The sequence below is a fragment of the Natrinema sp. LJW11 genome (assembly GCF_056135975.1).
In genome coordinates this window covers 771,221-784,166 of sequence record NZ_JBWBDM010000001.1, presented here as the reverse complement: position 1 = coordinate 784,166, position 12,946 = coordinate 771,221, and the positions used below count along the sequence as shown (strand labels likewise).

Here is a 12,946-nt window from a genome sequence, read left to right as displayed (position 1 = left end):
ACCGGATACCATACCAAAGCAAAAATCACTTTCGCCGCATATTACCTGTTTCTGGGATATGGGGGAGGAACCAAAAAATAATATCAGTTATCGTCACAGTGAACTCCTCACAGAGGATTGATTCGGAGTGAGAACGTTCTCACTGCGGTGGGAACAGGAACCCCCTATCCAGAACAGTCGACTAAACGTTAGCCGGTCGAACCTCGACCGTGCCCTCGCCGCGGACAACAACAGAATAACCAGCGTACTCGAACTCGACGGTGGAAACGCCACCAGAATCAGACGTAAAGAGAGCGTTCAGCGCTTCCGGATCGGTCACGTTGTAAAGCGGTGGCAGATCAACGGGATCGATACCTTCCGCCTCGGCAACAGCGGAGACAACCACGTAGACAGGAGTATTCTCTGTACCAGCGTCCCAGTTGGCAGTGATCGACGTAGTCATAGAATCTGGAGAGTCGTCCGCATTGATTGGCGTGTCCATTATTCGCATGGCCTGTGATCCCAGATCCAGTCATAAAAGGATCCCCCAATCCTGATGGGTTCCTCACAATCGTTCATGTCTGACGGCACGCTATCATCAGTATTCTCAATCCGCCGATCACCATGCTTAAGCCGCATATCGCCATGGGTTCTGACATGTACGACCTCACCGGTTTCCAGCGTGATCTGCTCTACGTGTCGGCTGGCCTCGAAGAACCACACGGTCTGGCGATCAAGGAGGAACTCGAGAACTACTACGAGAAGGAAATCCATCACGGCCGTCTCTACCCGAACCTCGACACGGTCGTCGACAAAGGATTGATCGAGAAAGGACAGGCCGACCGCCGGACCAACGTGTACTCGGTCACCCGTCGGGGAGAGCGAGAGATCGAAGCACGGCGCGACTGGGAAGACCAGTACGTGGACGGCCTTCTCTCCGAATAGCGTTGCCTCTTCGTATTACCGACTAGTATATCAGGTCTCTGGATGGTCGTACCGGTTGAACCGGTATTTTCCTGTCCTCATCACCCAGTACCGTCCATCGAATTCAACAAGATCGTTGTTGCTGACCGCCTGTGAGAGGGGGTCCGAGATATCGGTGTTGTTGATGCTGCGGTCACGTGCCAGGTCCGTGATTTCCTCGGCGGTGGCTCCTGGATTCTCCGCCACAACGTCCAGGACCTGGTCATATTCCTCTGCCATCGGTCAGGATATCTGGTGCTGGATGATCGCGTCTGCACCACATGCAGGACAGGTAGTAGTATCACTGTCGACAGAGGTTCCGCACCGCCGGCACTCGTACACGACTCCTGTCTGGTCTGTCCGGGACAGCAGACGGTCCATACATTTGGATAGCATGATACGATAGGTCACTCCGGGTTCACGACGTCGCGGCATTCGGGGCACTCCGCGTATACTGCTGGTCTCGTCTCGGTCTCGTGTTCGAGGATCACGTCGATCGTTGTGATTGCGGCGTGGCAGAACGGGCACGTACCGAGAGACGAGTGGTTCGTCGTGGACATAGATTAGGCGAGAGGGAGCGTGTGACTGTGACAGGGTGGTTGGGGATGCTCCCTCTACTTCCAGTATCGTTCCTAGATCCGTATATAGCCGATCCAACCGCGGTGAAACTGAAACTACGCGGATGATAGTGTCAAAGTTTGTCCTTCAACAGAGATCCAGAAGATCATACGAACTCAAATAGTCTCGTGGAGATGAGTTTCCATAGAGCTATACTGATGCACTGCGGGCTGGATCTGTATGGCGAGTCCATGGCACGGGCTGTACCGGGTTCTCGACACACTTGATGAAAGCGAGCTGCGGGCGATTCGCCGCCGATGTGACTGGTGTGAGGTATCCCCTCCTGGGAAAGCGAAAACAGCTTTTTCCAAACGTATCCGCGATTCTGCGAAAAGTTCCGTGGAGGATGGTGAGTACTCGTTTGAGCAAATCGTCCGGCAGATCCATGACGAGGTTCTCCGTGAAAGCCCGTATCTACCGGAGACCCGAATCAAGCATGTCCTGTTGCAGACACCGATCTGTGGTGAGGAACGGCCTCGGGAACTCATGATGTCCATGCAAATGTATGGAGCGCTCCGGAACGAGTTTGGTGATGACTACAAGGTGTATCGGGAGCATCGGGTTCACGACCATACCCGTACGGAATTCGATCTCTACGTTGAACACACGCCGACGGGCAAATGCTACCTGATTGAATCAAAGATCGCAGGGAATCTCTCGAAAGACAAGGTGCTGGGCCAAGTCTACAAGTACAACCGGATCCTCGATGAGGAGACGGAGAAAGACCGTATTCGGACTTTTCTCTTTGTGCTGGCAGATGACGATGACGTGTGGTGGGGAAAAATCGCACAGGGCCAGGATGACACACTTGGTGACCAGTTTGATCTGTCACGGAATCTCGAGGAAGAGGTTGAGAAGCAGCCCAAGACAACGGTGATCAAGCGCGTCCTAGACGAGAACCTCGCATGATCAACTGATACTTCTACGGCTGTGTCTCAGTCCATACATCTCAAAATCGAGAAGTTGTCGGGCCATCAATGATTTAGGCTGCCCATCCGTACCTCTGAGGTACATGACAGAAATCACCGCAGCCACGATAGAGTGGCCGAATCTTGATGAACCAATCGCTGTCACCAACGTGGATATCCTTACTGCGTTGGCAGAGACCGATCCGAGCGAGAATCACGGTGCGAAGCACTGGTACGTGTCTTACGGCGGCCATGACTATCCACTCAAGTATATCGTCGGCCGAGCCATCGCCCATGCAACTGGTACGGAACGACGGCAAGGACACACCCGGCGATGCACCAATCTCGTCGAAGAACTTGGGTTCACTGCGACGAGGATCGACGACTGATTTGCCGCTATCGTCACGCCAGTTCTTTCAGCGAAGGTTGATATCTGATTAGAAGAGTATCTTCGGCAGATGTTGAACGAGGTACAGCAGAGGATTGACGACAGTCAGTATGATAACTGGGAAATCTACTTCTTAATCGGCGCTGCGTTCATCAGCGTCTCCATCCATACCGAGATCAGACTGGTAACAGGGATGCTTCGAAGTCTTGATCATATGACGTTTCAGCACGGTATCTCACTCGGTGAAATCGTGATTGCCGCATTGCAGGGGATCATTGTCGGAATGTTTGGCTGGAAACTGTTCAGTCAAGGCAACCGGTTTTTCAAAGCATTCACGAGAACCTTTGATGGGAAGGAGATGGCGTTTCTTACGAAAATTGGGTTGATGACAGTTGTCGGTATCGTTATCGGCCTGTTCATCCCTAAAGTGGTCGAAACCTATGCGGATTATGTAGTCGTCCAGACCAGTGGCGCCGTCATCCTCCTCGGATATGCGTTAATACATATAGAGATCCGGAACTGGAAACTGCTGAACGAACTGCCAGTTCTCATCGCCAGTGTCCTCCTCATATATGTTCCGTATTTGAACTAATCAGATCATGGATATGATCCTACGACAGTCCCTCCCGTCAGAAAAAGTCCGTCTGGACTAATCTACTACCGGTACAGGTTTTCCCGCCGCGCCGCACGGTAAACGCGGATCGTATCGTCCGCGTCGTCGATATCCGCGAAGACATGGAGACTGTCCCCGATACGGAACCGTCCCTCCGCCTGGCCGTCGAGCACCTTGAAGTCCCAATGCGACGGATGGCAGAAACCGGGTGTCAGGTGGGGGTATCCACGGTAAGCGCCTCGTCGGTGGGGGACCAGGTATGCTTGTTTTGCTCAGCGAGACCAACGTTCTGGAGGCGGCTCAGAATCGAACCCACTTCGTTCCGTTCTGTAGCGTTCGAATTTGGTTCGTTAAACGGTGAATCGGGGAGTTCGCACACATCGCCGTGGATGACGCGGCGAACCGCGCCGCCGGTGTTCTGTCGGAGCGCCTTGAGGACGAACTGTTCCTCCGTCGTAAGCCGGTCAATGGCGTCTGCAGGCTCTTCAACGCCGCCAAGACGTGTCTCAGGGGTCTCCCATTCTTCGAGAACAAACTCGATTATCGCCTCCTCACGGTCCTCGATATTTTCGACGGACCACTCGTCATAGTTGTCCTGGATGTCCCACTGCACCCAGAGCTTCGATTCGACATACCCGTCGTCGCGCTTTGTTTCGAACGTAGCGTTCCCCCACTTCGAGTTCCAGGATCTGCTCGCCAACGTGAGGTTCCCGAGACGGTGAATATATGCGTCGTACCGAGCTTCGGGACTCGGATACTCGTCGGCATCCTTGATAGGGAGTTCGTCAGGGCTCTGTGGCCAGATGTGTTCGACCGTGTATTCGTTACTCATTGCTTCCGAGAGCGTCGGGCCCCCACGTTCACCCTTCTCGTCAGCTCGGTGTTCGTTGTAGAAGTAGAAGAGGTACCGGAGATCCTGTGAGCTTGCTTTCGAGAAGAGGTCTGCAGCGGACAGTGACCGTCGGAATTGCGAGTCGTCCTCGTATCGATTCATCAGGGAGACGACTTTGCTCACCCAGACATCCGCAGGGCTGTCCTTGCTGAGGTTCCGAGTGCGGACGTAGAGGCTGGATTCACCAGTGTGGCTCCGATGGTTCCCGATGGAGTAGACGCGGAAGATGTATGTCTCAATCGCGTTCAGAAGCTCCTGTCTCCCGTCCTCATCGAGGTTCGGCCAGGCTTTGAGGAGCAACGGGTAGAACTTCGTCGCATGACGCAGGCGATGTATCCGCTGGACGAGCGTCGAAATGTCGTCGTCGCCAGTACGGTCGAGTACTTTCGCTAACGCGTTGAACCCGCGCTCCAAGCTGTTGGTGTAGTCGCGGATGTATTCCAAGCACGCTTGAGGGTCTTCCCTTCGAAGCGTGCGAACGTGTTCTTTCAGTTCGGTGAGGAAGGCGGGATCGCTGTACTCGTCGGAGTTCGACCAGTCGAAGTACGAGATGAAGTGGTACCGCTGGACCGCATCGTCGCTGATGTCGGTGACGTACGGTGACTCCAGCATCGTCTGGTGGTCATTATACATCTCTCCGAAGGACTGCCGAATGCGGCGAATGGTTGCTTGGGCCTCAGCTTCGTCGGCCGCAGCGAGGTAGGCCATCCGCATCAGGAATGACTTCGTCTTGTCGAACGTTGAGAGGGACCGACCGCGATCGTTGACACTGTCGAAGATGAGTGTCGCCTTCTCCGGGTTGGCTGCGTCAACAACGTACACCATCAGTTCGAGTTCGAGGATGGTCTCCCAGAGTTGCTTGAGTTCGGTGGCGACGTCTACAGGATTGACATCGGGGGACGCAGTGAGATCATCGAGCTGCTCGTCGAAGTATTCCTTCGCCTCAATCATCTTCCGCTGGGACGGGCGCTCAGGTTCATGGACGTCGTGCCCGGTAAGCAGCCATTCGAGGTACTTGTTGTCCTCCTCGTCAAGTAATTGGAGCTGATAGATGTTGTCTTCAACAAGAAGCGTCTCGTGCATCACTTCGACGTCACCGAGTATCTCAGCCTCGTGATCCGTTTCCGGGGCGATATTCTCCAGACACTCCGTCATTGAGCGCACTAACAACGCAAGCGAGGTGATGCGCTGTTGGCCATCGATGAGGAGGTTGATCGGTTTCTCTCTGGAAGAGCCGTATCCACCAGTACTCCCGCCGCTTTCCGTTTCGTCCGTCTTCTGGATGATGATCGTCCCGAAGTAGTGCTGTTTGTCCGGAGGTAGCGTGTAGAGGTCAGTCCAGAGGTCGTCCCACTCCGGCTCGGTCCACGAGTAGTACCGCTGGTACTCCGGAACGTGGAACACCCCTGCTGTCGTCAGTTCTTCTAACGATTTCTTTCCCGATTCCATACACCTGATTGCTCAGAGAAGGCAGAAAGTTCCTGTGGGAATCACGCTACTGGAGTTAAAGCATCCTCAACAGATTTTTCGGCGGTGCATAAGACGGATGCGTATGGCTCAGGTCGAATGGACGTTCTCGGATGAGGAAATCGACAACGTTCTTGAGATAATTGCTGACCAAGAAGACGACCCGTTTGTGCAGAAACGACGGGAACAGAACGTGAACAAAGCCGAGATCGAAATTACTCCGGATCAGTTCTGGAACGCGCATCTCGCAGCACTACTCACCTCCCAGCAGCGCTCAGGACCGGACAGTCACGTCTCCAAATTTCTGAAGAACAAAATTCAGACGGTGAGTCTCGATCAGTGTCGGGATGTCGATGACGTCAGCGGATTCGTTTCCGAGACGCTCGAAGAACACGGAGGGATTCGGTACTACAACAACATCGGCAATGCCTGTGAGACGAATCTTGAACGTCTGGACTCTGGCGGGTGGGACGAACTGTGGAGTGAATTAGAGTTGTTGCTTGAGGCTCGAACCCGGGAGCCGAAAGCCGGCGATCCGGGGACGGAGCGGGAAGCAGCGACTTACTTGTCCGAGCGGCTCGCTGGTGATGGACTCCACAGAGTAGGGTCAAAGCAAGCGCGGAACATCCTCCAGATTCTCGGTCTGACAAGGTTCGAGATTCCACTTGACTCTCGTATCACGAAGTGGCTGAACAAGAACTTCGATCTTCCCTACCACGTTTCCGGGTCAGGACTCAGCACGCCGGAGTATTACCACTTCATCATGGACATCGTTCAGGATGGCTGCTTGACAGCCGATGTGCTACCCTGTGTCTTCGACGCCGCAGTGTTCTCCAGCTACGATACGAACTGGACAGAAAGTGATGCCGATGAAATCTTCTAAGATAGTCCACGGTTTTGCGGGATCCGCTTGTACACGCTGAATCAGCCGCTCCGCGAGTTCTTCATCGATATCTGAACCCCGGCTCACGTAGGACGGTGCCAACGTGTTTGAGATTAGACTCGTGCCAAGTATAAATCTGGATGCGCTAAGCGGAAATTGGTCGTTGAGAACTCCGAGTTAGATGTTACAGTGGACGCGTAGATCCTTATCGTTCGGGTTGTACGCTGGTCGGTTTCCTTGGAATGTTTCGTCGGTGAGGCTTAGATCTCCGATCTTTGCGACGGTGAAGAGTCGCCAGAACGGGATACTGCGAGAGTTGCTTCCTCCTGCGACCTGATACCCTCGTACTGATTCTTTGCCGCGTTTGCTGGTGCCGTGACAGTACGGTTCGACTTTTCGGTAATGACCGTCATAGCGGAATTCGATTACGCGGTTTTCCTGGATTGCTTGGCAGATCTTGGAGGTCATACGTCTATGTTGCTATTACAGCGACGATTCGTAAGAAACCGAGCCATCCAAAGTGAAAGTAGAGAGCTTAGAGACTCCAACATTTTGATTTCTGAACACCCGTATGGATAACTATGCTGTATATCGTCTTTGATCTACTTTCACCCTGGTTGACTGGTATTTAATAGCCGTCAGGTCACACGTAGTCACATACTTTCAGGCCCGTGATTTGGTAGCACGCTCGGCTGAACAAGTACCCTCCACGATACACTGATAATGTTGACACTCACACACATCGCTGATACGCACCTTGGCCATCGACAATACGGGTTGAAACAACGCGAGGACGATATGGTATCGACCACGCGTGCTGCGTTCCAAGAGATGATTGAGGAGCGCGAGACGGATGCGATTCTGTTACCGGGTGACCTGTTCCACTCGCGGGATCTGCGGCCGAAGATCCTGCATCAGATCGAACAGGAACTCAAACAGATCCCCGATGAGGTACCGGTGTTAGTCTCGCGCGGTAATCACGACGAGAATCTGACGCCGCGTGACGTGACGTGGCTGAATTACCTTCATCAGCGCGGACACATCGTGTTCTTGCAGGCTGATCTGAATGCGGACCCGGAGACAGCGTGGCTCAACCCGTACGATCCGGACGAACCGGGGCAGTCTGCAGGGTTTTATGATATTGATGCCGCGGACGTAGACGGGCCGATTCGCGTGTTCGGCCTGCAGTGGCGCGGCGCGAAGACAGACCAGGCGCTCCAGCAGGTAGCGAAGGGAATCCAGGAGACGAATGAGATGCATGGTGAGCCGGCGTGGACTGTGTTGCTGGCGCATTTCGGGATGGAAGACGAGGTGCCGACGCTCGGCGGGACAGTAACCCATGGCGAGCTGCGAGACGTGAAGGACGTCGTGGATTACCTGGCGCTCGGGCACATTCACAAGCGGTACGAGTCGGGTGGGTGGATCTACAATCCCGGGTCGCCGGAAGCGCATAACACGCGGGAAGGGCGGGCTGAGTGGGAGCACGGTTACTACTCAGTCAGACTCGATGCCGGAGGATCCGAGGCTGGTGGTGACGCGATTGGTTTCGATACGGAGCACCATCCGACGAAGCGACGGCCGTATTACCAGATTGAATTCGATGTTACTGCGTATGAGTCACCTGGCGACCTCGAAACCGCGTTTCAGAACCATGTCCGGGACGAGCAGGCTGCGATAACAGAGTACTGTAGTCAGGATGAGTTCACGGCACGAGGCGAGCCGCGGGAATCGATTATCGACCTTCGGTTCACGGGGACGTTGCAGTTTAGCCGTGGGGATTTCCGGACGGATGAACTTGCGGCGTGGGTGGAAGAGGCGTGCGACGCGTTGTACGTCCAGGTGAATACAGGGATTCGGACGGCGAACGTGCAGCAACTCCTCTCAGAGATTGACGAGGACGAAGTGTTCAAGGATGGGCAGTTGAACACGGCTGCGTTAGAGCACCGCGTTTTCGAGACGATTGCGAAGGAATCGATCTACGATGACCACGCAGCCGATGTCGCTGACGTGTTAGGGAACGCTCATCAGATGGCCCAAGCTGGCGAAGCCGTTGAGGATATTCGTGACTCCGTGAGTTCGGCGCGCCAGGAGTTGTTCCCAGAACTGACAGACGACGTCGTGCTGGACATTGAAGAAGATCCGTTCGCCGATGCCGACATAGGCGAGGAGACGTCTGGTGACACGATGGGCGGCGATGAAGCAGACGGAGAGGCGGAGACAGGGGAGGTGGTGGAGCAATGAGAATCACGGAGGCTGCGCTGGAAGACATCAAATCGTACGGGGACCGGACTGTCGTGCCGATCGAAGGCGGCGTGACGGCGATTCTCGGTGAGAACGGCGCGGGGAAATCGACGGTTCAGGAGGCCATCGGATTCGCGTTGTTCGACTCGCTCCCCTTCAACAACAAGGAGTTTGTGCGAGAAGGCGCGAGTTCCGGAACGGTCGAAGTCACGTTCGAGCAGGACACACAGAACGGGACGGACCGGTACAAAGTTGTTCGATCGGTCGGCCGGTCGAAGTACGGCGTGCACCGGTATGATCCCGATGCTGACGAGTGGATCGATCAAGACATCGATTCCAAGACACAGTTGGTGGACTGGTTGTGTGCGCGCTTCGATGTTGAAGATGGAGACGGGCTTAGCAGTCTCTGGAGTTCCAGCATCGGGGTACCCCAAACGCGATTCTTGTCGGACTTCTCGCAAACGCCTCGGAATCGCAAAGCAACGTTCGATGCGCTCCTGAATCTTGACGCGTACGAGGAGTCATGGGAGACGCTCAAGGACGTTCCGGACGCGATTGAGAACCAACAGCAGGATCTCCGCAGGGACATTGATACGCTCACTGGCGAGGTACAGGGTCTGCCGGACGAGCGGGCGGAAGCGGAGTCGTTGGCCGACGACGTTGAAGCAATTGACGCGCGAATCGAACGGAAAACCGGCGAGTTGTCGGAGAAGGAGGCGGAGTACGAGCAACTGGAAGCCGTTGAAGAGGAAATCGACCGTCTTGACCAGGAAGCCGACTCGCTGAAGGGGGACATCGACTCGACAGAGAGCAATTTGGAGACGGCCAAAGAGGAACTCGTGGCCGCCGAAGAGGCACAGGAGAAGTGCGAGGCGAACCGTGAGGAGTACCGTCGGTACAAGGAGGCACGCGAACGGCAGGACAAGTTAGAGGAACAGGAGGCCGAACGAGACGCACTCGTCGAGAAACGAGACGAACAGGAAGATACGATCCAGGCGATCCAATTCGAGGTCGAGCAACTCGAAGATGACCTGGAAGAACTGGAGGCAGCTCAGGAGACGTTGGAGGCGCGTGAAGAAGAGAAAGAACGGTATGAGGAACTCGATGAACGCATTGAGTCGCTGAAAGACCGCGAGGACGACGTAGGGGCATTCGAGGAGGAAATCGAGCAGTTGGCAGAGCAGATCGAATCGAAGAAGCACGAAATCGAGGCGAAAGAGGAGACGATTGCGGAGACAGAGGACGATTGGGAAGCGACGACGGATCCGGAAGCGCTCTCCGATGAAATCAGCGACCGGGAGGCGAGCCGGAAGCAACTAGAGAGCGAGCGCGAGCGGCTTGAAGAACAGTTGGACAGGTTGCGTGACACGGATGTTGATGCGCCGTGCCCGACGTGTGACCGTCCGTTAAAAGAGGATCACCGGTCGAAGACGATGAAGCAGCGTGAAGTCCGGATCGAGGAAATCGAAACAGAACGAGAAGAACTCGCCGAGGAACTTGATGCATTGCGTGAGCGGCGTGACACGGCGAGGGAGGTCAAACAGCGCGTTGATAAGCTCCCTGTTCACCGGGACAAAATCGAGTCGCTGGAAGATGAGATCGAAAACCTGCGTACCGAGAAGAAAGAGACAGAGGCGGAGTTAGCAGACTTGAAAGACGAATTAGCGGATCTCCTGGACCTCGAAGCCGAGCGAGACGACTTGAAGGAGGCATACGACGAGTACCAGACTGCTGAATTCCGAGATAAGGAGCATGCTGATGTCCCCGATGAATTGGAGGCAAAACGGGCCGAACTAGAGGAGGAAGACTCGGCGCTGGCGGAGATCGAAGACGAGTTAGAAGCGTTCGAGTATTTGGATGAAAAGTTAACGGAGGTCAAGGAAACACTGGACGAGACGGAGTCAGCACATCAGACGTATATCAAGCACGAGCAGCAAGCGTCACAGGTAGAGGATCGGCGAGAGAGAGTCGAAGACCTGGAGAGCGAGCTTGCGGATCTCGAAACAGATCTCGAAGAGACGGAGGCAGAACTGGAGGAGACGAACGCGTCGTTCGATGAAGAGCGATTCGAGACGCTGGAATCAGAAATCGAGGATCTCAAAGAGGAACTGGCAGGTGATCGGCGGTCATTAGAGCATAAGAAGGAGAACCTAGAGGAGGTTCGTGAAACGATCGAGGAGTTAGAGGAGAAGCTAGAGGAGCGTCAGGAGAAACTCCAGCAGGTGAAGGAACTGAAAGCGGACCAGCAGTTCGCCAACTGGGTTCGGGAGAACGTCCGGGAGGCCGGGCCGAAAATGCGCGAGATCATCACGGACCGGATTGGATCCCGGGCGAATGAGTTGTTCCGGTCGATTCGCGGCGCGTCGGCCGAGGCGCTAGAGTGGACGAGCAATTACGAGATCATCGTGCACGATGCGGATGTCCGAAAGTCGTTCTCAACGCTGAGTGGCGGGGAGAAGATGGCGGCTGCACTCGCGGTGCGACTGGCGATTCTCGAACAGTTAGCGTCTGTGGGAATCGCGTTCTTAGACGAACCAACGGCAAACCTCGACCGACAAAAGAAACGGAATCTCGTCACCCAGCTCAAACAACTGGATAGCTTCGAGCAACTCACGGTCATTAGCCACGACCAGACGTTCGATTCGATGACTGACTACACGATCACCATCGAGAAAGACCGGCAGACGTCAGAGGTGTCGGTCAATTAATGCCGATCGATAAACGCGGCGTCGCGTCTGAATTGGAGGCGAACGTTGACACGATTAAAACGTATCTCGAAGACGATACGGGGATCGTAGAACGGTATCAAGACGCGTTTCAGCGGCTACCCAGCGAGTGGACGAGTGCTGAGATTCAAGCCTCGCTCCAAGACGCGTCATACCCAGGGGCGTATCCGACGGACGAGTTCGATGACGTGGACAGTCTCATCGTCCCGTACCCGGAGAGTGACGGGTGGGAGAATCACGAGGAGGTCAACGAGTGGGCGCGCGATATTATTCGTGACGTGCCGGTGATGGCTGTCGATGGGTCACAACTCCCGCCGACAACGCAATTCAACGTCCCGCTCGCGTACATCCAAGCGGCATGGGCAGTCAACCATCATCACGCCGAGGGACGGCTTGACCGCGGCGTTGACGGGCGACTCTTGACGCCTGACGAGATCACACAAGAATCAGAGGACGGTGACTACCGATTCGTTGATTCCCAACTCGTAGGGCATCACCGGTTCGAACACGAAGGGCGGCTACTCATCGACCAGCTCTCGGACTTAGCTGACGCGCGTGATGCAGGCGATATCGGCTATACGCCGGTCGTATTCTATGACGGGCCGTTGATCGCGTCGTTTGCGAATCCGTTGAAGCCGGAGACCCGAGAGCGGTACATCTCGACGCTGAGTCGAGTTATTGCAGCGAGTCAGCACCACGAGATCCCGCTAGTCGGGTACGTCGCAGGCTCGAGCGCGACTGAACTCGTGAAGATGACGCGACTCCTGTTGCGCGAGGAGTTCGAGACTGACCGCGTCATTCCGGATGCGCACGTCCTGACAGAGCTGATGAGCCCGTGGGGCGATACGACGATCCCGTTCATCTCGAAACGTGATGGGAGCATCGACGCGTTGCAGACAATGTACGACGGGGAAGCGTACGAATTCCGCGATGACATCTTGTTCTCGTACCTGAACGTGCCGCCAGGCGCTGGACTCGACCGAATCGAATTCCCCGGGTGGCTGTGCCGCAGCCCCGGTCCCGACGGGTACGATTCAATGTACGAGTACACGGTCGATGTTGTGCGGGCAGAAGCAGGCATCGGACGCGGCTATCCTGAAATTCTGCAACAGGCCGATAGCGACGCTGTGTTAGACCATCAAGACCGCCAACAGTTCCAGCGTGTCGTCCAACGCTGGGCTGAATCGAACGATGTGCCGTTGGAATGGGACGGCAAAGCGCTAAGCAAGGAACTTCGACGACGATGATTCACCACCACACCCCACACG

Annotated in this window: 12 protein-coding genes; 8 read left to right on the top strand and 4 right to left on the bottom strand. The window is 55.2% G+C overall.

The window, feature by feature from the left end:
- Positions 1-181 precede the first annotated feature (181 nt).
- The gene (locus tag AC0QDI_RS03785) at positions 182-490 is read right to left on the bottom strand and encodes a HalOD1 output domain-containing protein (RefSeq protein WP_474665365.1); all 309 of its coding nucleotides are present in this window, start codon (positions 488-490) and stop codon (positions 182-184) included.
- Positions 491-636: 146 nt separating this feature from the next.
- Between AC0QDI_RS03785 and AC0QDI_RS03780 the strand changes: the two genes are divergently transcribed.
- Positions 637-924 carry a helix-turn-helix transcriptional regulator gene (locus AC0QDI_RS03780; protein ID WP_474665363.1) on the top strand — a complete coding sequence of 96 codons (288 nt, stop codon included), beginning with the start codon at positions 637-639 and terminating at the stop codon, positions 922-924.
- Positions 925-954: 30 nt separating this feature from the next.
- Here the strand turns inward: AC0QDI_RS03780 and AC0QDI_RS03775 are convergent, their stop codons facing one another.
- Both AC0QDI_RS03775 and AC0QDI_RS03770 read right to left on the bottom strand, forming a co-directional pair.
- A complete protein-coding gene (locus AC0QDI_RS03775) occupies positions 955-1,182 on the bottom strand; it encodes a hypothetical protein (RefSeq protein WP_474665361.1) in 228 nt (75 codons plus the stop codon).
- 167 nt (positions 1,183-1,349) lie between these two features.
- Complete coding sequence (locus AC0QDI_RS03770; protein WP_474665359.1) at positions 1,350-1,502, bottom strand: DUF7837 family putative zinc-binding protein; 153 nt, start codon at positions 1,500-1,502, stop codon at positions 1,350-1,352.
- A gap of 238 nt (positions 1,503-1,740) precedes the next feature.
- On the opposite strand from AC0QDI_RS03770, the gene AC0QDI_RS03765 reads away from it, so the two are divergent.
- The 3 genes from AC0QDI_RS03765 (at position 1,741) to AC0QDI_RS03755 (ending at position 3,448) form a co-directional block, all read left to right on the top strand.
- Positions 1,741-2,469 carry a hypothetical protein gene (locus tag AC0QDI_RS03765; RefSeq protein ID WP_474665357.1) on the top strand — a complete coding sequence of 243 codons (729 nt, stop codon included), beginning with the start codon at positions 1,741-1,743 and terminating at the stop codon, positions 2,467-2,469.
- A 103-nt stretch (positions 2,470-2,572) separates the two neighbouring features.
- Positions 2,573-2,857, top strand: a complete 285-nt coding sequence (locus tag AC0QDI_RS03760; protein WP_014053177.1) for a hypothetical protein — start codon at positions 2,573-2,575, stop codon at positions 2,855-2,857.
- Positions 2,858-2,926: 69 nt separating this feature from the next.
- Positions 2,927-3,448 carry a hypothetical protein gene (locus tag AC0QDI_RS03755; protein WP_474665355.1) on the top strand — a complete coding sequence of 174 codons (522 nt, stop codon included), beginning with the start codon at positions 2,927-2,929 and terminating at the stop codon, positions 3,446-3,448.
- Between the two features lie 232 nt (positions 3,449-3,680).
- Here AC0QDI_RS03755 and AC0QDI_RS03750 read toward each other — a convergent pair whose 3' ends face one another.
- Positions 3,681-5,810 carry a DUF262 domain-containing protein gene (locus AC0QDI_RS03750; RefSeq protein WP_474665353.1) on the bottom strand — a complete coding sequence of 710 codons (2,130 nt, stop codon included), beginning with the start codon at positions 5,808-5,810 and terminating at the stop codon, positions 3,681-3,683.
- Between the two features lie 103 nt (positions 5,811-5,913).
- On the opposite strand from AC0QDI_RS03750, the gene AC0QDI_RS03745 reads away from it, so the two are divergent.
- From AC0QDI_RS03745 to AC0QDI_RS03730, 4 genes are all read left to right on the top strand, one after another.
- Complete coding sequence (locus AC0QDI_RS03745) at positions 5,914-6,711, top strand: hypothetical protein (RefSeq protein WP_474665351.1); 798 nt, start codon at positions 5,914-5,916, stop codon at positions 6,709-6,711.
- 723 nt (positions 6,712-7,434) lie between these two features.
- Positions 7,435-8,952, top strand: coding sequence for a metallophosphoesterase family protein (locus AC0QDI_RS03740; protein WP_474665349.1), 1,518 nt, complete (start codon positions 7,435-7,437; stop codon positions 8,950-8,952).
- A complete protein-coding gene (locus AC0QDI_RS03735; RefSeq protein WP_474665347.1) occupies positions 8,949-11,660 on the top strand; it encodes an AAA family ATPase in 2,712 nt (903 codons plus the stop codon). The genes AC0QDI_RS03740 and AC0QDI_RS03735 overlap by 4 nt, the downstream gene beginning before the upstream one ends.
- Positions 11,660-12,925 (top strand): DNA double-strand break repair nuclease NurA, encoded by a 1,266-nt coding sequence (locus tag AC0QDI_RS03730; RefSeq protein WP_474665345.1) that lies wholly within the window; start codon positions 11,660-11,662, stop codon positions 12,923-12,925. The genes AC0QDI_RS03735 and AC0QDI_RS03730 overlap by 1 nt, the downstream gene beginning before the upstream one ends.
- The last annotated feature ends 21 nt before the right edge of the window (positions 12,926-12,946 follow it).

Bases quoted from the DNA above. Each gene is read 5' to 3' on its own strand.
- AC0QDI_RS03785 (WP_474665365.1), bottom strand. From the start codon at position 490: ATGCGAATAATGGACACGCCAATCAATGCGGACGACTCTCCAGATTCT.
- AC0QDI_RS03780 (WP_474665363.1), top strand. From the start codon at position 637: ATGTACGACCTCACCGGTTTCCAGCGTGATCTGCTCTACGTGTCGGCT.
- AC0QDI_RS03775 (WP_474665361.1), bottom strand. From the start codon at position 1,182: ATGGCAGAGGAATATGACCAGGTCCTGGACGTTGTGGCGGAGAATCCA.
- AC0QDI_RS03770 (WP_474665359.1), bottom strand. From the start codon at position 1,502: ATGTCCACGACGAACCACTCGTCTCTCGGTACGTGCCCGTTCTGCCAC.
- AC0QDI_RS03765 (WP_474665357.1), top strand. From the start codon at position 1,741: ATGGCGAGTCCATGGCACGGGCTGTACCGGGTTCTCGACACACTTGAT.
- AC0QDI_RS03760 (WP_014053177.1), top strand. From the start codon at position 2,573: ATGACAGAAATCACCGCAGCCACGATAGAGTGGCCGAATCTTGATGAA.
- AC0QDI_RS03755 (WP_474665355.1), top strand. From the start codon at position 2,927: ATGTTGAACGAGGTACAGCAGAGGATTGACGACAGTCAGTATGATAAC.
- AC0QDI_RS03750 (WP_474665353.1), bottom strand. From the start codon at position 5,810: ATGGAATCGGGAAAGAAATCGTTAGAAGAACTGACGACAGCAGGGGTG.
- AC0QDI_RS03745 (WP_474665351.1), top strand. From the start codon at position 5,914: ATGGCTCAGGTCGAATGGACGTTCTCGGATGAGGAAATCGACAACGTT.
- AC0QDI_RS03740 (WP_474665349.1), top strand. From the start codon at position 7,435: ATGTTGACACTCACACACATCGCTGATACGCACCTTGGCCATCGACAA.
- AC0QDI_RS03735 (WP_474665347.1), top strand. From the start codon at position 8,949: ATGAGAATCACGGAGGCTGCGCTGGAAGACATCAAATCGTACGGGGAC.
- AC0QDI_RS03730 (WP_474665345.1), top strand. From the start codon at position 11,660: ATGCCGATCGATAAACGCGGCGTCGCGTCTGAATTGGAGGCGAACGTT.